Source organism: Paracoccus chinensis, assembly GCF_900102885.1.
GTDB lineage: Bacteria > Pseudomonadota > Alphaproteobacteria > Rhodobacterales > Rhodobacteraceae > Paracoccus > Paracoccus chinensis.
This window is the reverse complement of the sequence record NZ_FNGE01000003.1, coordinates 301,025-321,964: the sequence shown is the minus strand read 5'-3', so window position 1 is coordinate 321,964 and position 20,940 is coordinate 301,025. Positions and strand designations below refer to the sequence as shown.

The following is a 20,940-nucleotide window of genomic DNA, read 5'->3' as shown; positions in this document are numbered from 1 at the left end:
GGGAATCCGATGGGCGCATATCTTCTGCGGCGGCTGCTGCTGATCATCCCCACGCTGATCGGCATCATGCTGGTCAACTTCACCCTGACCCAGTTCGTCCCCGGCGGCCCGATCGAGCAGATCGTGGCCCGCGTCCAGGGCGAGGGCGACGTCTTCCGCAACATCGCGGGTGGGGGCGACGCGGGACAGGGTGCATCCACCGAACGTTACGCCGGTGCCCAAGGGCTTCCGCCCGAGTTCATCGCGGAACTGGAACGCGAGTTCGGCTTCGACAAGCCTCCCGTCCAGCGCTTCCTGTCCATGCTGTGGGACTACCTGCGCTTCGATTTCGGGGAGTCCTGGTTCCGGTCGATTTCCGTGGTCGATCTGGTGATCGAGAAGATGCCGGTGTCGATCACCTTGGGTCTGTGGTCCACACTGCTGGCCTATCTGATCTCGATTCCGCTGGGCATCCGCAAGGCGGTACGGGACGGGACACCCTTCGACACCTGGACCTCCAGCGCGGTGATCGTGGGCTATGCGATCCCCGGCTTCCTGTTCGCCGTCCTGCTGATGGTGCTGTTCGCGGGCGGCAGCTACTGGCAGATCTTCCCGCTGCGGGGGCTGACCAGCGACAACTGGGAAACGCTGTCGGCCTGGGGCAAGGTCAAGGACTACCTGTGGCACATCACCCTGCCGGTGATCGCCTCGACCATCGCCAGCTTCGCCACGCTGACGCTGCTGACGAAGAACAGCTTCCTCGACGAGATCAACAAGCAATACGTGATGACCGCCCGCGCCAAGGGGCTGGCGGAACGGCGGGTGCTCTATGGCCATGTCTTCCGCAACGCCATGCTCATCGTGATCGCGGGCTTCCCGTCGCTGTTCCTTGGAGTCTTCTTCGGATCAAGCATCCTGATCGAGACGATCTTCTCGCTGGACGGCCTCGGGCGACTGGGCTTCGAGGCCGCGGTGCAGCGCGACTATCCGGTGATCTTCGGCACGCTTTACGTCTTCGGCCTGATGGGCCTGCTGGTCGGCATCCTGTCGGACCTGACCTATGTGCTGGTCGATCCGCGCATCGACTTCGAAAGCCGCGCCGGATGAAGCTGTCGCCCCTGAATCAGCGCCGCTGGCGCAACTTTCGCCGCAACCGCCGCGCCTTCTGGTCGCTGGTGATCTTCGCCGCGCTCTTCGTGCTGTCGCTGCTGGCCGAGGTCATCGCCAACGACAAGCCCATCGTCGCCAGCTATCGCGGCGAGCTCTACTTCCCCGCCTACCGCTTCTACCCCGAGACGGCCTTCGGCGGAGACTTCGGGACGGAAGCCAACTACACCGATCCGTCGGTGGAATGCCTCATCATCTCGGGCGGGCGCGAGGAATGCTGGGACGCGCCCGAGGGCACCATCGCCGAGGCCCGCAGCGCCGGCACAGTGAACGGCGAGGAGATCCAGCGCGGCTGGACCATCTGGCCGCCGATCCCCTACCACTACCGCACGATCAACAACGTCGGTACCGCGCCCTCGGCGCCTGACGCCGCGCATTGGCTGGGCACGGACGACACGGCCCGGGACGTGCTGGCCCGCGTCATCTACGGCTTCCGCCTGTCGATCCTGTTCACGCTGATCGTGACGGTGATCGCCTCGGCGCTTGGCATCGCGGCCGGGGCGGTGCAGGGCTATTTCGGCGGCCGCACCGACCTGATCTTCCAGCGGCTGCTGGAGATCTGGGGCTCGACCCCCTCGCTTTACGTCATCATCATCCTCTTCGCGATCCTCGGGCGCAGCTTCTGGCTGCTGGTCTTCGTCTCGATCCTCTTCGGCTGGCCTGCGCTGGTCGGCGTCGTCCGGGCCGAGTTCCTGCGCGCCCGCAACTTCGAATATGTCCGCGCCGCGCGGGCCTTGGGCGTGAACGACCGCACGATCATGTTCCGCCACATCCTGCCCAACGCGATGGTGGCGACGCTGACCATGCTTCCCTTTGTCGTGACCGGCACGATCTCCAGCCTCGCCGCGCTGGACTACCTTGGCTACGGGTTGCCCGCCTCGGCCCCGTCGCTGGGGGAACTGGCGCTGCAGGCCAAGCAGAACCTGCAGGCGCCGTGGCTGGGCTTTGCCGCCTTCTTCACCTTCGCCATCATGCTGTCGCTTCTGGTCTTCATCTTCGAGGGCATCCGCGACGCCTTCGACCCGCGAAAGACCTTCCGGTGAACAATCCCCGCAATCCCGCGGCCCCGCCCGCCGCCTCGGTTCCCCCGGTCATCCCCGCTGCGGGCGAGGCTGCCGCTGTCCCGGCCGAGCCGAACCGCCGGACGGCCGAGGCAAGCCTTGGCGGATCAAGGGCAGAGCCCCGGTCCAAGGTCGATGCCGAAGCCGTTCTCGACATCCGCGACCTGCGCATCAGCTTCGTGAACGAGGGCCGCTCAACCCCCGCCGTCAAGGGCGTCAGCTTCACCGTCAAGCGGGGCGAGACGGTCGCGCTGGTAGGCGAATCTGGCTCGGGCAAGTCGGTGACGGCGCTGGCGACCGTCAAGTTGCTCGGCGCCTCGGCGCAGATCGAGGGCAGCGTCCGCTACAACGGCGCCGAGATGATCGGCGCACCCGAGGCGAAGCTGCGCGCCGTGCGCGGCAACGACATCAGCTTCGTCTTCCAGGAGCCGATGACCTCGCTGAACCCGCTTCACACGCTGGAACGGCAGATCGGCGAAAGCCTCGCGCTGCACCAAGGACTGACCGGGGCTGCGGCGCGGGCGCGGATCGTGGAACTGCTGGACCGCGTCGGCATCCGCGATGCCGAAAGCCGGCTGGCGGACTATCCGCACCAGCTGTCGGGCGGCCAGCGACAGCGCGTCATGATCGCCATGGCGCTGGCGAACGGGCCGGAACTGCTGATCGCGGACGAACCCACAACTGCGCTGGACGTGACGATCCAGGCGCAGATCCTCGATCTGCTGGCCGAGCTCAAGCGCGACGAGGGGTTGTCGATGCTGTTCATCAGCCACGACCTCGGCATCGTGCGCCGCATCGCCGACCGCGTCTGCGTCATGCAGGGCGGCGAGATCGTGGAACAGGGACCGGTCGAGGAAATCTTCAGCAACCCCCGCCACCCATATACGCGAAAGCTGCTGGCCGCCGAGCCCAAGGGCATCGCCGAGCCCATCGATCCCGCCGCGCCCGAGATTGTCTCGACTGACAACCTGCGCGTCTGGTTCCCGATCAAGCGCGGCTTCCTGCGCCGCACCGTGGGCCATGTGAAGGCCGTGAACGCCGCCACCCTGCGGGTCCGCGCAGGCGAGACGCTGGGGATCGTGGGCGAATCAGGCTCGGGCAAGACGACGCTCGCGCTGGCGATCATGCGGCTGATCGAGAGCAATGGACCCATCGTCTACATGGGCCGCGACATCTCCACGCTGCAGGGCCGCGGATTGCGCCGGTTGCGCCGCGACATGCAGATCGTCTTCCAAGACCCCTTCGGCAGCCTGTCCCCCCGCATGACCGTGGGCCAGATCATCGCCGAAGGGCTGGGCGTCCACGGCGTCGAAAAAGGCCGCGACCCGCGCCAGATGGTGGCCGAGATCATGGCCGAGGTCGGCCTCGATCCCACAACGATGGACCGCTATCCGCATGAATTTTCAGGCGGCCAGCGCCAGCGCATCGCCATTGCCCGCGCCATGATCCTGCGGCCCAAGGTGGTTGTTCTGGACGAGCCGACCAGCGCCCTCGACATGACCGTGCAGGTCCAGATCGTCGAGCTTCTGCGCGAGTTGCAGCGGCGCCACGGGCTCGCCTTCCTGTTCATCAGCCACGACCTGCGCGTGGTCCGCGCCATGAGCCACCAGATCCTGGTGATGCGCGCGGGCGACGTGGTGGAACAGGGCACGACCGCGCAGGTCTTCGACGCGCCGAAAAGCGATTACACCCGCGCGCTGATGGCCGCAGCCTTCCACGACAGCAAAGAACGGCCCAGTTGAAGATCCTTTTCGTCCACCAGAATTTTCCCGGCCAGTTTCCCCATCTCGCCCCCGCGCTTGCCGCCCGCGGCCATGACGTGCTGGCGCTGACGGACGAGGCGAACGAACGTCCCAGCCCGGTGCGCGTGGTGAAATATGCCAAGCCCCCGCAGGTGACGACCAGCCACCCGCTGGGGCGGACCTATGCCGAGATGGCCGAACGCGGCTGGCTGGCCGCACGAGGCGCACGGGCGCTGCGCGACCGCCACGGCTATACCCCCGACGTGATCTTCGGCCATTCCGGCTGGGGCGAGACGCTGTTCCTGCGCGAGATCTGGCCCGACGCCAAGCTGCTGGTCTATGCCGAACTGATGTATCGCACCCGCGGCCAGGACGTCGGCTTCGACCCCGAGATCAGCCCCGGCACCGACGAGGCGCGGGTACGGACCGTCGCCCGCTCGGCCCACCTGATCCAGGGACTGGTGCAGGCCGACGCGGGCTTGTCGCCTACGCGCTACCAGGCGGACAGCTTCCCGCCCGAATTGCGGTCCAAGCTGACCGTCATCCACGACGGCATCGACACCGACCGGGTGAGGCCCGACCCCTCAGCCACGCTGACGCTGCCCGATGGCCGCGTCCTGCGCGCGGGCGACGAGGTGCTGACTTACGTGTCGCGCTCGCTGGAACCCTATCGCGGCTTCCATGTCTTCATGCGCGCGCTGCCCGCCGTGCTGGCGGCACGGCCACAGGCGCAGGTGGTCGTGATCGGGGCCGAGGGCGTCAGCTACGGCGGCAAGCCCTCGGACGCGGAAAGCTGGAAAGCCAAGATGCTGGCCGAGGTGGGGGACCGCCTGCCGCTCGACCGCGTGCATTTTATGGGCCGCGTGCCCTATGGCACCTACCTGTCCACGCTGCAGGTCTCGCGCGTCCACTGCTACCTGACCTACCCCTTCGTCCTCAGCTGGTCGCTGACCGAGGCGATGTCGGCGGGCTGCCTGATCGTCGGCTCGGACACCGAGCCGGTGCGCGAACTGGTCCGCGACGGAGAGAACGGCCGGCTTGTCCCCTTCCACGACCCCGCTGCGCTGGAAGCCGCCCTGATCCGCGCCCTCGAAGGTGATCCCCAGGCCGCGCGCGTGAAGGCCGCGGCGCGGGCGACGATCACCAGCGCCTATGACCTTCGGCGCCACAGCCTGCCGCGCCTGATCGACTGGGTCGAAGGCTTCGGCCCCGCGGCCTAGAGCAGCAGGGCGAGGACCAGCGGGATCGTCGCGACGGCCAGCACCGTCTGGACGGCGGTGATGCCTGCCATCAGCGGCGCATCCCCGCCCAGCTGCCGCGCGAGGATATAGGAGGACGAGGCCGTCGGCAGCACCTGGAAGACCAGAGCCGTCACCAGCGCCTCGCCGCTCAGGCCCACCAGCAAAGCCACGGCCATGGTCGCCAGCGGCATCGCCCCGAACTTCAGCATCGAGGCAATGGCAACCGGTCGGATCCACCGCCGGGCGCCCGCGAACTCCAGCGCCGCGCCGACGCAAAGCAGCCCCAGCGGCAGCGAGGCCGCGCCCAGCGAGCGCATGGCAGGCCCGATCCCCGGCGGCATCTGCAGCCCCGCCGCCTTGGCTGCGATCCCCGCCAGCGAAGCCAGCACCAGCGGGTTCGTAGCAACTTGCCGCGCGACCCGGCGCAGACCCAGCCGCACGGTCCCATGGCGGGCAAACACCAGCACGCTGAGGATGTTGACCGTGGGCACGATCACCGCGTTGCAGATCGCCGCCAGCGCGATGCCGTTCTCGGGAAACAGCCCGGCGGCCAGCGTCACGCCGACATAGTTGTTGAAGCGGATGCTGCCCTGAAAGACCGAGGTGAACCCCGGCCCGTCGATCCGCATCAGGGGCCGCGCCGCCAGCGTCAGCGCCGCCACTACCACTATTGCCGCGACTAGCGTGAGGGTCAGTTCTGCAATGGGCAGCGCCTCGATCTCGGCGGTGACGAGGCCGTGGAAGAACAGGCTGGGCAGCAGGATGAAATAGCTGAGCCGTTCGGCCTGCGGCCAGAAACGTTCGTCCAGGAAGCGGCGCCGGCGCAGCAGGACGCCCAGCGCGATCAGCAGGACTACGGGGGACAGCGCGGCAAGGACCTGCGTCGTCATCTGCAGGACACCGGGTGGGCAGGGCTGGGACCGGGGGCGCGGCGCAGGGACATGGCGGCTTTCTGCCGCGTTTCCGGGCGTGATGCCAGCGTGGCGCCGGCTTACGCGCTGCCGTCGCGCAGCCAGCGCAGCCCGGCCTCGGTCGTGGTCGCGGGCATGTATTCCGCCCCGACCCAGCCCCGATAGCCAAGGGCGTCCACGCGCCGGAAGAACCCGGCAAAGTCGATCTCGCCGGCCTTGGGTTCATGACGGCCCGGCGCGCCCGCGATCTGGATGTGCCGGGCGCGGGCGCCGTGACGGTCCCAGCAGGACAGGACGTCGCCGGTGATCTGGTGGGCATGGTAGGCGTCGAACTGAAGCCCGAGGTTCGGCGCACCCACCTCGTCGATCACCTCGACCGCCTGGTCGAAGTCGGCGAGGAAATAGCCGGGCATGTCGCCGGGGTTGATCGGCTCGACCAGCAGGCTGGCATGGGGTGCCCGCGCACAGGCCCAGCGCAGGTTCTCGACAAAGGTCTGGCGCGCGGCCTCGCCCTCGGCCCGGCCTGCCATGACGTGGATGTGGCGGCAGCGCAGCGCCTGGGCAAAGCGCAGGGCGCGGTCGAAGTCGCGGCGGAACCGCTCCTCTCCGCCCGGGACGGCCGCGAAGCCGCGGGGGCCGCCGGCCCAGTTCGGGGGAGGGGTGTTCATCAGGACGAACTCGACCCCCGCGGCCTGCGCGGCCGAGGCGAGCTCGGGCGCGGCGAGGTCATAGGGGAACAGCACCTCGACACCCTCGAACCCCGCGCGGCGGGCGGCACCGAAGCGTTCCAGCATCGGCAGTTCCGTGAAGAGGAATGTCAGGTTGGCGGCAAAGCGCGCCATTCAACCCTCCAGCACGAAACTGGCGCCCTGCGAGCGCAGGGTCAGCCGCCCGAGTTCATCGGGCCGGGCGGCCTCGGCCAGGCGGTAGAAGGTCTTGCGGTCGATCAGCGCGTCCAGCCCGCTGCGGACATGGACATAGGGGCGGGGGGCGCCGTCCCGCTGCTCGACCCGGATGGGGTTGTCGGGACCGGCCACGACCGTATCGCCGATGTTGGTGGTGAAGCGGATCTCGTCCGCGCCGATGTCTGCGTCCACGGCCAGGAAGGGGGCGTCGATGACCCTGATACCCAGCTTCTCGACCGGGGTGACCAGGAAGAAGCGATCTTCCTCGCGCTTCAGCACCGAGGCGAAGAGCCGCACCATCTCGGGCCTGCCGATGGGCGAGCCCTCGTGGATCCAGCGGCCGTCGGGCAGGATCTCAAGGTCCATCTCGCCGCAATAGGGCGGGTTCCACAGGTGGACCGGCGCGGGGCCCCGGCCTTTCGCGCGGCCCGCGGCCTCGGCGATGCTGGCGCCCCTGGTCGCGCGATCGTGCCCGGAATCTTCGCCTTTGTCCGTCATTGCCAGTGGAGCCTTCCGCGAACCGCCAATATGGTCGGGACTATAGCAGCCCCAGAGGCAGAGTCATGGCCGCAGAAGATAAACTCGTCGCGGATGCCACCCTTCTGGCCGCGCGGCTGACCGAGGCCCGCGCCAGCATCGAGCGGCGCTTCGTCGGACAGCACGAGGTGGTGGAACAGGTTCTGGCCGCGATCCTGTCGGGCGGCCACGCGCTGCTGGTGGGCCAGCCGGGCCTGGGCAAGACCATGCTGGTCGATACGCTCTCCACGGTCCTCGGCCTCGACAGCGCGCGCATCCAGTTCACGCCCGACCTGATGCCCGCCGATATCCTAGGCTCCGAGGTGCTGGACATGCGTCCCGACGGCACCCGCGCCTTCCGCTTTGTCGAGGGGCCGGTCTTCACCCAGCTTCTGATGGCCGACGAGATCAACCGCGCCAGCCCCCGCACCCAGTCGGCGCTTTTGCAGGCGATGCAGGAGGGCGAGGTCACGATCGGTGGCCAGCACCGCCCCTTGGGCCGCCCCTTCCATGTGCTGGCGACCCAGAACCCGATTGAGCAGGAGGGAACCTATCCGCTGCCCGAGGCGCAGTTGGACCGCTTCCTCGTGCAGGTGGACATCGACTATCCCGACCGCGACACGGAACGCGCGATCCTGCTGGCGACGACCGGGCTGGACCGGGACCGCCCGCACGGCGTCCTGGATGCGGCATCGCTGATCGCGGCGCAAAGGCTCGTCCGCGCCATGCCGGTGGGCGAAGGTGTGACGGCGGCGATTCTGGACCTCGTCCGCGCAGCCCGTCCGGGCAGCGCCGAGGCGCCGGGCTGGCTGGGCGACACGCTGGTCTGGGGGCCGGGGCCGCGCGCGGCGCAGGCGCTGATGCTGCTGACGCGGGCGCGGGCCGTGCTGCAGGGCCGCTTCGCGCCGACGCTGGACGACGTGGCGGCGATGGCCGCGCCCGTGCTGCGCCACCGCATGGCGCTGTCCTTCGCCGCCCGTGCGCGGGGCGAGTCCGCCGATGCCGTGATTGCCCGGCTGATGGGCGAAAGCCTGCGGGCGGCCGCCTGAGCCCCGCGATGCGCCCCCTTGGGTCCAGCCGCGCCGGCGGGTCCGCGCGTGACGATGCCGTCACGCTGCGCCTGCGCGCCGAGGCCGCCGCCGCGGGCCTGCCCGAGCTGATGCTGGCGGCCGAGCGTCTGGCCGTCACGGTCGATCCGGGCGCCCACGGGTTGCGCCGCGCGGGGACAGGCGAGGATTTCTGGCAATATCGCCCCGCCGTCCAGGGCGATCCGGCGGGGCTGATCGACTGGCGCCGCTCGGCCCGGTCCGACGCGGCCTTTGTGCGCGAACGCGAGCGGCAGGCGCCGCAGTCGGCGGCGCTGTGGGTCTCGGGCGCGCCGGGCATGCACTGGACGGGCGATCCCGCGCGGCCGACCAAGGGCGACCGGGGACGGCTGCTGGCGCTGGCCTTGGGGCTGGTCCTTCTGCGGGGAGGCGAGCGGGTCGGGGTGGGCACCTCCGAGGCCAAGGCGGGCCGCACCCAGGCCGAGGCGCTGGGGCGCGATCTGCTGGCCGCGCAGGACGACCTTCCGGGCCGCGAAACGCTGCGCTCGCATCGGCGGGTCGTGCTGATCGGGGATTTTCTGGGCGATTCTGCGCCACTACGGGGTTTCATCGCCGAGGCGGCGGCGCTGGGCTGTCCCGGCGCGCTGCTGCAGGTGCTGGACCCGGTCGAGGAAAGCTTTCCCTTCGGCGGGGCGGTGCGCTTCCGCTCGCCGGGCGGAGATGTCCATGCGACGCGCAATGCCTCGGGGCTGCGGGACGCCTATCTGGCGCGGCTGGCGGAACGTCGGGCCGAACTGTCGCGCCTTGCGGCGGGCGCGGGCTGGCGCTTCGGCACGCATGACACGGCCGCCGCGCCCTCGGTCGCACTGATGTGGCTGTATGAGGCGCTTGCGCCATGATGATGCTGGGTCCCTTGGGCTTCGCGGTGCCGTGGATGCTGGCGGCCGGGGCGGCGCTGCCGGTGCTGTGGTTCCTGCTGCGCGCCGTTCCGCCCAGTCCCCGCGAGGTGGTCTTTCCCGGCACCGCGCTGCTGCTGGGGCTGGCCGATCCAGCGCCGATCACGCGGCACACGCCTTGGTGGCTGCTGATGCTGCGGCTGCTGGCGGTGGCGGCCGCGATCCTCGCGCTGGCCGGGCCGGTCTGGAAACCGGGGCCGCAGACAGCCGGTTCGGGGCCGCTGCTGGTGCTGGCGGACGCGGGCTGGGCCGCCGCGCCGGGCTGGCAGGACATGCAGGCGCGGGGTCTTGCCGCGCTGGAGCAGGCCCAGGGGCGGGGCCGCCCGGTCGCGCTGTGGATCGCGGACGGGCAGGGCGGGCGCGGCGCGGGTCCGGTCTTCGGCACGGCCGAGGAGGCCGCCGCCGCCCTGCGCGCCGCCGCGCCCCGGCCTTGGGACACGCGCTATCCCGACGACCCCGCCGCGATGCTGGCCGAGACGCCTGACGCCTTCGACACCCTGTGGTTGTCGGACGGGCTGGACCACCCGGCCCGCGCCGGGCTGCTGGCCGCCCTGACCGCGCGCGGCGCTGTGACCGTGGTGCCGCCGCCGCGCATCCTGCGGTCCCTGGCGTTGGAAGGCGCGCCCCAGCCCTCGCTGGTGCTGCGCGCCTCGGGGCCGGGGCCGCTGCCCGATGTGCTGGCCATCGGCCCCGACCCGCAGGGCGTTCCGCGCCAGTTGGCACGGCTGACCTCGCCCCAGCCCGTGGCCGCCGCCGATGGCACCGCGACGGCGGTCCTGCCCATCGACCTGCCGCCCGAACTGCGCAACCGCATCACCCGCTTCGCCATCGAGGGCGAGGCTTCGGCGGGCGCAGTGGTGCTGGCCGACGACCGTGTGAAGCGGCGCAAGGTGGCGCTGGTGGGCGACGCCCGCGCGACGGAAGGGCAAAGCCTGCTGTCGCCGCTGCACTACCTGCGGCAGGCGCTGGCGCCCTCCGCCGATCTGGTCGAGGGCGGGCTGGCCGACGTGCTGCCTGCCGCGCCTGACGTGGTGGTGCTGGTCGATGCCGCGCCGGGTGCGCAGGCCGACGCGCTGGCTGAATGGGTCGAGGAAGGGGGCCTGCTGATCCGCTTCGCCGGTCCCCGCATGGCCGCGCAGGAGACGCTGGCCGACGACCCGCTGCTGCCCGTGCGCCTGCGGCCCGGCGGGCGCGACGCGGGCGGCGCGCTCAGCTGGGGTGAGCCGCGCCCCATCGCGCCCTTTCCGGCGGACGGGTTGTTCGCGGGGCTCGCGATCCCCGCCGATGTCACCGTTCGCGCCCAGCTTCTGCCCGAGCCCGACCCCGAGCTTCCCGACCGCACCCTTGTGCAGCTTGCGGACGGCACGCCCTTGGTCACGCGCGCGCCCTTGGGCGAAGGACAGGTGATGCTAGTCCACACGACCGCCAATGCGGAATGGAGCAACCTCGCCCTGTCGGGCCTGTTCGTGGGCATGCTGGACCGCATGGTGCAGTCCGCTCGCCGCAGCCTCGCCGAGCCCGCCGACCCCGCCGAGGCCGCGCATTGGACGGCCGAGCTGGTGCTGGACGGCTTCGGCCGCCCGCGAGAGCCCGAGGGCCTCGCCCCCGTGCCTGCCGCTGACTTCGCCGCCGGTCCCGGGCCGCTGGCCCCGGCGGGCGTCTATGCGGCGGCCGAGCGTCGCGCCGCGCTGAATGCGGGGGGTGCGCTTCCCCCCGCCACATGGCCCGGCGCCACAGTCGAGGCGACCGGCACTACCCCCGGAACGCCCCTGGGCGGCTGGCTTCTGGCGCTGGCCGGCGCGCTGCTGGCCGCCGACGCGCTGGGCAGCGCCCTCATCGCGGGCAGCCCGCGCGGGCGGAGGGCACCGGCATGAGCCCGCGGCTGACCCGGCGCGGGTTGCTGGCCCTCACAATGGCCGCGCTTGCCCCGGCCTTGGGCGTGGCGCAGGACCTGCTGGACCCGAGGCTGGCCGAGGCCACGGGGGAAAGCGCGCTTGCCTATGTCGTGACCGGCGATCTCGAGGTGGACGAGGCCTCGGACCTAGGGCTCGTGGGGCTCACCTCGGCGCTCTGGGCACGCACCACGGTCGAGCCGGGCACGCCTGTCGCCGTGGCGCTGGACGAGGACGACCTGTCGCTGCTCAGCTTCCTTTACTGGCCCGTCACCGACAGCCAGCCCTTGCCCTCGCCGCAGGCCTATGCGCGGCTGAACCGTTTCCTGCGGACCGGGGGCATGATCCTCTTCGACACGCGCGACGGCGATCTTGCGGGCACCGGCGCCCCGGGGGCCTCTCAGGCGCTGCAGCGGCTGGCAGCACCCTTGGACATTCCGCCGCTGGCGCCGGTGCCGCCGGATCACGTGCTGACCCGCGCCTTCTACCTTCTGGACGATTTCCCCGGCCGCTGGCAGGGCGCCACCGTCTGGGTCGAGGCGCCGCAGGCCAGCGCCGAGCAGGGCGTCTTCGGGCCATCGAACGACGGCGTCTCGCCCGTGGTGATCGGCGGCAACTCCTGGGCCGAGGCCTGGGCCGAGGACGAGTTCGGCAGGCCGCTGTATGTCATCGGCTCGGGCTATGACGGCATGCGGCAGCGCGAGCTTGCCCTGCGCTTCGGCATCAACCTTGTCATGTATGCGCTGAGCGGGAACTACAAATCCGATCAGGTGCATGTTCCCGAGCTGCTGGAACGCCTGGGCCGCGAACAGGGCGAGTCGCCCATGATCCAGGTGCCGGGGCTTCTGCCATGACGCGGCTGGGCTTCGATCCGCTTCTGCCCTGGCCTTTTGTTGCGGTGCTGGTGGCGCTGGCGCTGCTGGCGGCCGGACTGGCCTGGTGGCGGGGCCTGCGGGGCTGGCCGTGGCGGGCGCTGGCGGGGCTGGCGGCGGCAGCCGCGCTGGCGGGGCCGACGCTGGAAACCGGCGTGCGCCGGGGCCTTTCGGACATCGTGCTGCTGGTCGAGGACCAGAGCGCAAGCCAAGCCTTGCCGGGTCGCGCCGAACAGGCCCGCGCGGCGGCGGATGCCTTGGCCGAACGCCTGACAGCAAGGCCGGGGACCGAGCTGCGCCGCATCACGATCGGCGACGATCTCGACGGCACCCGGCTGGGCGAGGCGATCACCCGTGCCCTGGCCGCCGAGCCCGAGGCGCGCGTCGCAGGCACCATCGTCGTCACGGACGGGCAACTGCACGACGCCCCCGCGCTGCCCGCAACTGCCCCCGCTCCGGTCCATGTCCTGCTGACCGGCCAACCCTCGGACTGGGACCGCCGCCTTGTCGTCGAGGAGGCCCCCGCCTTCGGCCTGATCGGCCAGCCCGTGACGATCCGCCTGCGGGTCGAGGACCAGGGCGCCGTTCCGCCCGAGGTCCAGGGCCGCGCCGTCACCCTGCGCGTCTCGATCGACGGCGCGCGCGAAGAGGTGGTGGCGATCCCGCCGGGAATGCCGCTGGACATCCCCGTGACGCCCGAGCATCCAGGCCAGAACGTCGTGGCCGTCTCGATCGACCCGCCCGCAGGCGAGCCGCCGCAGCTGACCGACCTGAACGACCGCGCGGCGATCCAGATCGAGGGCGTGCGCGACCGTCTGCGCGTGCTGCTGGTGTCGGGCGAACCGCATCCCGGCAGCCGCGTCTGGCGCAACATCCTGAAATCCGACACGAATGTGGATCTGGTTCATTTCACCATCCTGCGCCCGCCTGACAAGATGGACGGGGTGCCGGTAGATGAACTTGCATTGATCGCCTTCCCGACCGAGGCGCTGTTTCAGCAGCGGATCGAGGATTTCGACCTTATCATCTTCGACCGTTACAGCGTGCGCGGCATCCTGCCCGCCGCCTATTTCGACAACATCCGCCGCTACGTGGAAAACGGGGGCGCGCTGCTGGTGTCCTCAGGCTCCGAGGCGGCCAGCGTGGAAAGCCTGCACCTGTCGCCGCTGGGTGCGATCCTGCCGGGACGCCCGAGCGGCCGCTTCCTCGACGCGCCTTTCGTGCCGCAATTGACCGAGGATGGCCGCCGCCACCCCGTCACCGCCGCGCTGCCCGGCGCGCCCGACCCCGAGCGCCCGGACGACCCCCATTGGGGCCGATGGCTGCGGATGGGCGACGTGATCCCCGAGACGGATGCCGAGGTGCTGATGACCGGCGACGAAGGCCGACCCCTTCTGATTGCCAGCCGCGTGGGCGAGGGGCGGGTGGCGCTGTTGACCTCGGATCAGGTCTGGCTCTGGGCGCGGGGTTTCGAGGGCGGCGGACCGCAGGCCGAGCTTCTGCGCCGCATCGCCCACTGGTCCATGAAAGAACCGGACCTCGAGGAGGAGTCGCTGCAGGTCCAGCTTTCGGGCGACCTGGGCCTGATCGTCACGCGCCAGACGATGGAGGACATGGTCGGTGCCGTGACGATCACGCGTCCGGATGGGACCACCGCCGAACTGGCGCTGGAGCCCGCGGGCGAGGGCCGCTTCACCGGCCGCTGGCAGGCGCCGGGGCCGGGGCTTTACCGGCTGGCCGAGGGCGAGTTGTCGCGCGTCGTGGCCGTGGGCCCCAGCGCACCGCGCGAGTTCGAGCAGACGGTCGCCACGGGCGCGCTGTTGCAGCCGCTGACACAGGCGACGAACGGTACGGTCCTGCGCCTGTCGGACGGCGTGCCTGACCTGCGCACGGTAGCCGAAGGGCGGCAGGCCCATGGCGAGGGCATCCAGCGCCCCTGGGTCGCCATCACCCCGCGCGAGGCCGAGGCCGTGGACGGGCTTGCCGTCCGGCCGCTGCTGCCGCCCTGGGCCTGGCTGCTGCTGGTGGCCGGGCTGGCGCTGGTGGCCTGGCTGGTCGAAGCGGGACGGCTTGGCCGGCGCTCGGTCCGGGCTTAAGGCTGAGCACCATGATGATGAAAAGACGAACGCTTCTTCTGTCCGGGCTTGCGGCTGCCACCAGCCTCGCCGCGCCTGCCTGGGCCGACCGCCCGCGCCGCAGGCCCTTGCCCTCGCCTGCGGAGATGCTGGAACGGGCGAGGCTGGGTGCGGCCGATCTGGGCTTCGTGGCCCTCGACCTGCGCACGGGTGCGGTAGAAATGTCCGTCCGGCCCGACCTGATGCTGCCGCCCGCGAGCACACTGAAGACCGTCACCGTGCTTTATGCCTTGGAGCGACTGGGGACGGGGCATCGCTTTTCGACGCGCGTGCTGCGGGACGGCGACACGCTGGTGCTGGCGGGCGGAGGAGACCCGACGCTGGACACGGACGGGCTGGCGGCCCTGGCGCAGGATACGGCACGGGCGGTGGGGGACTGGCGGCCCGCGCGCTTCCTCGTCTGGGGCGGGGCACTGCCGCATGTCGAGGAGATCGCGCCCGGGCAGGCGGCACATCTTGCCTACAATCCAGCGGTTTCGGGGATGATCCTCAACTTCAACCGCGTCCATCTGGGCTGGCGCTGCGAAACCGATTGCGCGCTGAGCCTCGAGGCGCGGGCGAGCGGCCATTCTCCCCGCGCCTACAGCATCGCTGCGGCGGTCCGTCCCGGTGGCGGCGCCTATCTGCACGAGGCGAGCGGCGGGCGCGAGCGGTGGGACATTCCGCGACGGGGGCTGTCCGCACGCGGCACCCGCTGGCTGCCGGTGCGCCGCCCCGAAGCCTATGCGGGCGACGTCTTCCAGACGCTGGCCCGCGCGGCCGGCTTGGCCCTTCCTGCGCCCGAACTGGCCGAGGCGCCTTTGGGCACCGAGATTGCGCGGCGCGACAGCGAGCCGCTGCCCGCGATCCTGCGCGGGATGCTGAAGCATTCGACAAACCTGACGGCCGAGGTCGTGGGGCTTGCCGCCAGCGGTGCGGCGGGGCAGGTCGCATCCGCGCAGGCGATGGCCGGGTGGCTGGCGGAGACGGGTGCCGGCACGGCGCAACTGGCGGATCATTCGGGGCTGAGCGCGGCAAACCGCATCTCGGCAGGGGTGCTGGCGCGGCTGCTGGCGCGGCCCGCCGCGCGCGAGGCGCTGCGGCCCTTGCTGAACGCCGATCCGCTGCGCGACGTGCTGGGCAAGGACGCGGGTGGAAGCGGCGCGGGCGGGGCGCCCTTGGTCGAGGCCAAGACGGGAACGCTGAACTTCGTCTCCTGCCTCGCGGGCTATGCCACCCTCCCGCAGGGGTCCGAGGTCGCCTTTGCCGCGCTGGTTGTGGACGAGAACCGGCGGGCCGCGACCGAGGGGCAGGACTGGCCCGAGGGGAGCCTTGCCTGGGTCAAACGGGCCAAGCTGTTGCAGCGCGACCTGGTCGCGGCAAGCGTGGCCGCGCCCGAGCCGTTTTCTCCACTTCCGCCAGAAATATAGCGTACTCAGCTACCTGTCGGAAGATCTTGAGGCGCAGCATTCAAAGCCGCTGGTTGCGCGCCCGCGCGGCCATCTCGATGGCGGCGGCGTGCAGGCGGTCGATCTCCAGCTCGTCGCGCAGCTCGATCAGCATCCGCAACTCGTCCTGCCCCAGCGTGCCGTCGGCAGTGGCCACGTCGCAGGCCAGCACATAGGCGGTCTCGTGCAGCTTTTCGGGCAGCGCCTCGCGCAGCAGCCCGAAGAGGGCGTCCAGCCCCTCCTCGTCCTCGAAGATCGTCAGGACGGTCTGGGAGACGGCGCGCAGGCGGTCGACGTCGTAGGTCGCGAAGACGGGGGTATGGTCCACCAGCCGCTCGATCGCCACCATCTCGGCCGTGCCCAGTCCCTTGCCGGACGCCGAGATGGCGACCATGACGGCGACCAGCGCGTCGCATGGCGAAAAGGAGGGCAGGTCGAGGCTCATCGTTTGCTCCACAAGGGGGTTGGAAATGTTGACGATGCCCGGACCGGCCGCTACGGCAGGGCCGAACGGACGGAGAGCACCCATGACCACCCTGCGCGATGCAGCGATGAATTCCAAGGCCTGGCCCTTCGAGGAAGCCCGCCGGGTGCTGAAACGTTACGCCAAGAAAGATCCCGAGAAAGGCTACGTCCTGTTCGAGACGGGCTACGGTCCCTCGGGCCTGCCACATATCGGCACATTCGGCGAGGTTGCGCGGACCACGATGATCCGCCGCGCCTTCGAGCTTATCAGCGATATCCCCACGCGGCTGTTCTGTTTTTCCGACGACCTTGATGGAATGCGGAAGGTTCCGGACAACGTGCCGCAGACCGGGATGCTGCGCGAGCACCTGCAGAAGCCGCTGACCTCGGTGCCCGATCCCTTCGGCGAGTATCCCAGCTTCGGCGATCACAACAACGCCATGCTGCGCCGCTTCCTTGATACCTTCGGCTTCGAATACGAGTTCATCAGCGCGACCGAGTTCTACCGCTCGGGGCAGTTCGACGAGACGCTGCTGAAGGCGGCCGAGCGCTATGACGCCATCATGGAGATCATGCTGGCGTCCCTGCGCGAGGAGCGGCAGCAGACCTATTCCTGCTTCCTGCCGATCCACCCGGAAACCGGCCGCGTGCTGTATGTCCCGATCAAGAACGTGGACGCCGTGAAGGGCGAGATCACCTTCGACGACGAGACCGGCCGCGAATGGACGCTGCCCGTCACCGGCGGAAACGTGAAGCTGCAGTGGAAGCCCGACTTCGGCGCCCGTTGGGCTGCGCTGGACGTCGACTTCGAGATGTATGGCAAGGACCATTCCACCAACACGCCGATCTACGACGGCATCTGCGAGGTGCTGGGCGGCCGCAAGCCCGAGCATTTCACCTACGAGCTGTTCCTGGACCAGAACGGGCAGAAGATCTCGAAGTCGAAGGGCAACGGTCTGTCGATCGACGAATGGCTGACCTACGCGGCCACGGAAAGCCTGTCCTACTTCATGTACCAGAAGCCCAAGACAGCGAAGCGGATGCATTTCGACGTCATCCCCAAGGCGGTGGACGAATACCACCAGCAGCTACGCGCCTTCCCCGGCCAGACGCCGGACCAGCAGCTGGCGAACCCCGTCTGGCACATCCACGGCGGCAAGGTGCCGGAATCGAACCTTGTGGTGCCGTTCCAGATGCTTCTGAACCTCGCCTCGGTGGCGGGAGCCAAGGACAAGGACGGCCTCTGGGGCTTCATCCGCCGCTATGCGCCCGCGGCGAGCCCCGAGACGCATCCCGACCTGGATGCGGCGGCCGAATTCGCGGTGCGCTATTTCACCGACTTCGTAGCGCCCACCCGCCAGTTCCGCGCACCGACCGACAAGGAACGCGCGGCGCTGGAGGATCTGGCCAGGCGGCTGGCCGCATGGGATCAGCCCGCGGATGCGGAAGCGCTGCAGACCATGGTCTTCGCCGTCGGCACCGAGCACGGCTTCGAGCCGCTGCGCGACTGGTTCCAGGCGCTCTACCAGGTGCTGCTGGGGGCCGATCAGGGACCACGCTTCGGGGGCTTCATCGCCCTTTACGGCGTGGATGAAACGCGCGCCCTGATCGAGCGGGCGCTTGCCGGAGAGCTTGAAAGCGCCGCCGCATAGAAGGGTGCGTGCTTTGCACGCACCTTTGCCGTCCTTGCCGTTGCCTCCATCCCCGTTGCGCCGCGCGGTTGGTTAACCGCGCGTCAACCCCCGTCCGCCAGGTTCCCTCGCATGACCGCGGGGCCTTCGTCCTCGCGCCCTGAGAGAGGACGAGAGCGCATGAACATCGCCATCACCGCCGGGCTGCAACTCATGCCCCCCGGCTTCAGCGCGGGCCTGGGCGCCTGGTCGCAGGCGAACGGGTTGTCGGGCGAGGCGACCTGGGCCAATGCGCCGAACGCGGCCATCGTGCCGGCCGACCAGGACTTCGGCGCCTGCCTGGAGGTCGTCAAGCAGGCGGATGTCACGCGCATCCGCTTTACCGGCGAGACGCCGATCTTTCCCGGCACCTACCTGCGGATCTCGGCGCGGGTGAAGGGGATCGCGGGCAACCTGCCGTCGGTCCGCATCGCGGGCTGGCCGGGGACCGCGCAGCGCCAGCGCGTGGCGGGCGTGCCCGACACCGGACCTGCCACGGCGCTGCCGGGCTATGGCAGGGTGGTCGAGGTGTCTGCCATCGTCGGCACCGCCACCCGGCCCGGGGTCAACATGGGCTGGGGGCCGACCGCCACGCTGGGGCACATGGGGCTGGACCTCATGGGGCCGAACGGCGGCGCGGTGCGCATCGAGAACCTGAAGATCGAGGACGTCACTGCGGCTTTCGTGCCCTCAATGATCGATTGGGTGGACGTGCGCGACTATGGCGCGATCGGCGACGGCGCGACGGACGACCGCGCGGCCTTTCAGCGCGCCGACCAGGCTGCGGCGGGTGGACAGGTGCTGGTTCCCGCCGGCACCTATTACATCGGCGGCGACCTGACCATGAACGAGCCGGTGCGCTTTGTCGGCAAGCTGCGGATGCCGCGCGCGGCCCGGCTGGCGCTCAGGCGCAACTTCGACCTGCCCAGCTATGCCGATGCCTTCGGAGACGAGACCGAGGGCATGAAGCGCGGGATGCAGGCGCTGCTGGATTACAGCGACCACAACATCTTCGATCTTTGCGGGCGTACGGTGAACCTGACCGAGCCGCTGGTGATCGGCGAGATCGTGCCGGGCCTGACGCAGTTTTCCACCCGCCGCGTCGTCGCCAACGGACAGGTCGCCGCCGTGGACGGCCCTGCCTGGGCCACGCGCACCGTGGCCTCGACCGCCACCTACGACCCCGCGCGGGGCGAGGAACTGCGCAACGTGGCGCAGGTCGCGGCGATCGAGGTCGGATCGCGCGTGACCGGCCCCGGCGTCGGGCGCGAGGTCTATGTGCGCGCGAAAAACATCGCCGCCGGCACCCTGACCCTGTCGCAGCCGCTGTATGGCGGAGCGGGCACCCGCAACTACAGCTTCGTGCGCTATCGCTATGCCTTCGACTTCTCGGGCGTGCCGCAGGTGGACCGCTTCTATTTCATGAACGTCGAGTTCGGCCTGGACGGGGTGGCCAGCGGCGTGATGCTGCCGCCGCAGGGGGGCCTCTGGTCCTTCCGCGACTGCTTCTTCACCCGCGCCAAGGATCGCTGCATCACCTCGATCGGCGAGGCCTGCCAGGGGCTGCTGATCGACCGCTGCGAGTTCATGGCCGACGACATGGGCCGGCCCGCGCAGGACCGCACCAGCGTCTGCCTGAACATCAACAACAACGACGCCAAGATCCGCGACAACCGCTTCGTCCGCTTTGGCCATTTCTGCGTGGCGGCGGGCAGCGGGCACCTGATCACGGGCAACCACTGGTTCCAGGGCGACAGCCAGAACTCGGGCCTGCGGACGGCGTGGCTGGTGCTGACAGGGCGCAACGCGCAGGTGACCGTCACGGGCAACTATATCGACAACGCCAGCGTCGAGTGGACGAACGAGCATCACCCCACGCCTGATTCGGCCGGTCAGCCGCCGTTCGGGGGGCTGACGATGACGGGCAACACCTTTCTTTGCTCTGCAAGGGCTGACGGTGATGGGCAATGTCTTCAAGTCGCTTTACTCGCAGATCGACCGGGTCGAGCGGGTGGACACGACCTTTGCCGACCTGGACGCCAGCAAGATGCGCAACGTCCGCTTCGAGGGGAATACCTTCAACGGGGTGAAGACCCCAACGGCGAACCCGCTGTCGGTCAGTCACAGCCAGAATACCGCCGCCGCGCGATGGGTCGTGGCGACAGGAGGCGCGCTGCCCTTCGACGGACGCTCGATCAAGGTCGAGGCCGTGGTGGCCGAGGGCGCCATCCAGACCGCGGGCGGCGTGCGCAACACCGACCTGCCTTCGATCACCACGGGGCAGGGCAGCGCGCGCAACCAGGTGATCCTAGATTTCTCGCAGCCGGTGCGGGGGACGATGGCGCTGCGGGTCAGGATGGACCAGCCCGAATAGGTTCGGGACAGGGAAACAGGAAGGGCCCGGCGGTCAGTCGCCGGGCCTTTCGTCGTGCCTGCCGAAGCCGAGGTCGGCCGCGCTCAGCCGGTAGGCACGGCCAAAGCCTGCGTTCAGCAGTCCGCCGCGCGGCCGCATCCGCCACAGGCGGAAGTCCGCCAGACGCGCATAGACCTGCGCCTTGGGGTCGCGTGCGAGCCAGGCGCGGCGCAGCGCCTCGTCCTCGGCAGGGGAGACGGGATGTGCCTCGACCTGCAGCGACAGACGGGCGCGGGTCAGGGACATGCCGCGCTGGCCTTCGGTGGCAGGTGCGTCCACCAGCAGGGCCGCCCGGGGATCTGCGCGCAGCGCCGCCGTGTGCAGCGCGAGGTCCGACAGCATGGCGAGAGGCTGCCCCCCGGCGTCCACTTGCAGCGCGATGCGCGACACCATCGGCCAGCCTCGGGAATCGAGGACCGACAGCACCGCGTCACGCGCCGTCGCCAGGATCGCCCGCGCCTGCGCGTTCGCCTCGGCATCTGGCGTGCGATGCGGATCGGAAACGGGATCGGTCATGGCGCCTTTTCCTGCTGTGAATCCCG

18 protein-coding genes and 1 pseudogene are annotated in these 20,940 nt (G+C 70.1%); 13 read left to right on the top strand and 6 right to left on the bottom strand.

Annotated features, from left to right (window positions below):
- Positions 1-9: 9 nt before the first annotated feature.
- The 4 genes from BLQ03_RS05230 (at position 10) to BLQ03_RS05215 (ending at position 5,169) form a co-directional block, all read left to right on the top strand.
- The gene (locus BLQ03_RS05230; RefSeq protein WP_090753618.1) at positions 10-1,086 is read left to right on the top strand and encodes a microcin C ABC transporter permease YejB; all 1,077 of its coding nucleotides are present in this window, start codon (positions 10-12) and stop codon (positions 1,084-1,086) included.
- A complete protein-coding gene (locus BLQ03_RS05225; RefSeq protein ID WP_090753617.1) occupies positions 1,083-2,189 on the top strand; it encodes an ABC transporter permease in 1,107 nt (368 codons plus the stop codon). The genes BLQ03_RS05230 and BLQ03_RS05225 overlap by 4 nt, the downstream gene beginning before the upstream one ends.
- Before the next feature lie 173 nt (positions 2,190-2,362).
- Complete coding sequence (locus BLQ03_RS05220) at positions 2,363-3,949, top strand: ABC transporter ATP-binding protein (protein WP_090753710.1); 1,587 nt, start codon at positions 2,363-2,365, stop codon at positions 3,947-3,949.
- Positions 3,946-5,169 carry a glycosyltransferase gene (locus tag BLQ03_RS05215; RefSeq protein WP_090753615.1) on the top strand — a complete coding sequence of 408 codons (1,224 nt, stop codon included), beginning with the start codon at positions 3,946-3,948 and terminating at the stop codon, positions 5,167-5,169. Before BLQ03_RS05220 ends, BLQ03_RS05215 begins: the two co-directional genes overlap by 4 nt.
- On the opposite strand, the gene BLQ03_RS05210 is transcribed toward BLQ03_RS05215, so the two are convergent.
- The 3 genes from BLQ03_RS05210 to BLQ03_RS05200 all read right to left on the bottom strand — a co-directional run bounded on the left by BLQ03_RS05210 (position 5,166) and on the right by BLQ03_RS05200 (position 7,504).
- Complete coding sequence (locus BLQ03_RS05210; RefSeq protein WP_090753613.1) at positions 5,166-6,080, bottom strand: AEC family transporter; 915 nt, start codon at positions 6,078-6,080, stop codon at positions 5,166-5,168. The two genes, BLQ03_RS05215 and BLQ03_RS05210, sit on opposite strands and share 4 nt — an antisense overlap.
- Positions 6,081-6,181: 101 nt before the next feature.
- Complete coding sequence (locus BLQ03_RS05205) at positions 6,182-6,943, bottom strand: hydroxypyruvate isomerase family protein (RefSeq protein WP_090753612.1); 762 nt, start codon at positions 6,941-6,943, stop codon at positions 6,182-6,184.
- On the bottom strand, positions 6,944-7,504 hold the full coding sequence (locus tag BLQ03_RS05200) for a DUF1285 domain-containing protein (RefSeq protein WP_090753610.1): 561 nt from the start codon (positions 7,502-7,504) through the stop codon (positions 6,944-6,946).
- Positions 7,505-7,569: 65 nt separating this feature from the next.
- On the opposite strand from BLQ03_RS05200, the gene BLQ03_RS05195 reads away from it, so the two are divergent.
- From BLQ03_RS05195 to BLQ03_RS05170, 6 genes are read left to right on the top strand one after another with little or no spacing between them, the layout of a single operon-like run.
- The gene (locus tag BLQ03_RS05195) at positions 7,570-8,571 is read left to right on the top strand and encodes an AAA family ATPase (RefSeq protein WP_090753609.1); all 1,002 of its coding nucleotides are present in this window, start codon (positions 7,570-7,572) and stop codon (positions 8,569-8,571) included.
- An 8-nt stretch (positions 8,572-8,579) separates the two neighbouring features.
- Entirely contained in the window at positions 8,580-9,467 is an 888-nt protein-coding gene (locus BLQ03_RS05190) for a DUF58 domain-containing protein (RefSeq protein ID WP_090753606.1), read from the top strand.
- On the top strand, positions 9,464-11,398 hold the full coding sequence (locus BLQ03_RS18805) for a BatA domain-containing protein (protein ID WP_090753604.1): 1,935 nt from the start codon (positions 9,464-9,466) through the stop codon (positions 11,396-11,398). The genes BLQ03_RS05190 and BLQ03_RS18805 overlap by 4 nt, the downstream gene beginning before the upstream one ends.
- Positions 11,395-12,270, top strand: coding sequence for a DUF4159 domain-containing protein (locus BLQ03_RS19165; RefSeq protein ID WP_425415717.1), 876 nt, complete (start codon positions 11,395-11,397; stop codon positions 12,268-12,270). Before BLQ03_RS18805 ends, BLQ03_RS19165 begins: the two co-directional genes overlap by 4 nt.
- Complete coding sequence (locus BLQ03_RS05175) at positions 12,267-14,384, top strand: hypothetical protein (protein ID WP_090753601.1); 2,118 nt, start codon at positions 12,267-12,269, stop codon at positions 14,382-14,384. The genes BLQ03_RS19165 and BLQ03_RS05175 overlap by 4 nt, the downstream gene beginning before the upstream one ends.
- Positions 14,385-14,395: 11 nt before the next feature.
- Complete coding sequence (locus BLQ03_RS05170) at positions 14,396-15,832, top strand: D-alanyl-D-alanine carboxypeptidase (RefSeq protein ID WP_090753599.1); 1,437 nt, start codon at positions 14,396-14,398, stop codon at positions 15,830-15,832.
- A gap of 40 nt (positions 15,833-15,872) precedes the next feature.
- Here the strand turns inward: BLQ03_RS05170 and BLQ03_RS05165 are convergent, their stop codons facing one another.
- A complete protein-coding gene (locus BLQ03_RS05165; RefSeq protein ID WP_090753708.1) occupies positions 15,873-16,295 on the bottom strand; it encodes a tellurite resistance TerB family protein in 423 nt (140 codons plus the stop codon).
- 82 nt (positions 16,296-16,377) lie between these two features.
- Between BLQ03_RS05165 and BLQ03_RS05160 the strand changes: the two genes are divergently transcribed.
- Complete coding sequence (locus BLQ03_RS05160) at positions 16,378-17,967, top strand: lysine--tRNA ligase (RefSeq protein WP_090753597.1); 1,590 nt, start codon at positions 16,378-16,380, stop codon at positions 17,965-17,967.
- 389 nt (positions 17,968-18,356) lie between these two features.
- Here BLQ03_RS05160 and BLQ03_RS19110 read toward each other — a convergent pair whose 3' ends face one another.
- Positions 18,357-18,482: a hypothetical protein gene (locus BLQ03_RS19110; protein ID WP_342672005.1), complete on the bottom strand. Its 126-nt coding sequence runs from the start codon at positions 18,480-18,482 to the stop codon at positions 18,357-18,359.
- A 73-nt stretch (positions 18,483-18,555) separates the two neighbouring features.
- Between BLQ03_RS19110 and BLQ03_RS19105 the strand changes: the two are divergent.
- Positions 18,556-18,798: pseudogene (locus BLQ03_RS19105) on the top strand (right-handed parallel beta-helix repeat-containing protein); the annotation flags it as partial.
- A 1,147-nt stretch (positions 18,799-19,945) separates the two neighbouring features.
- Positions 19,946-20,359 carry a hypothetical protein gene (locus tag BLQ03_RS19100; RefSeq protein ID WP_342672004.1) on the top strand — a complete coding sequence of 138 codons (414 nt, stop codon included), beginning with the start codon at positions 19,946-19,948 and terminating at the stop codon, positions 20,357-20,359.
- 33 nt (positions 20,360-20,392) lie between these two features.
- Here BLQ03_RS19100 and BLQ03_RS05150 read toward each other — a convergent pair whose 3' ends face one another.
- Positions 20,393-20,914, bottom strand: coding sequence for a HugZ family pyridoxamine 5'-phosphate oxidase (locus BLQ03_RS05150; protein ID WP_090753595.1), 522 nt, complete (start codon positions 20,912-20,914; stop codon positions 20,393-20,395).
- Between the last annotated feature and the right edge of the window lie 26 nt (positions 20,915-20,940).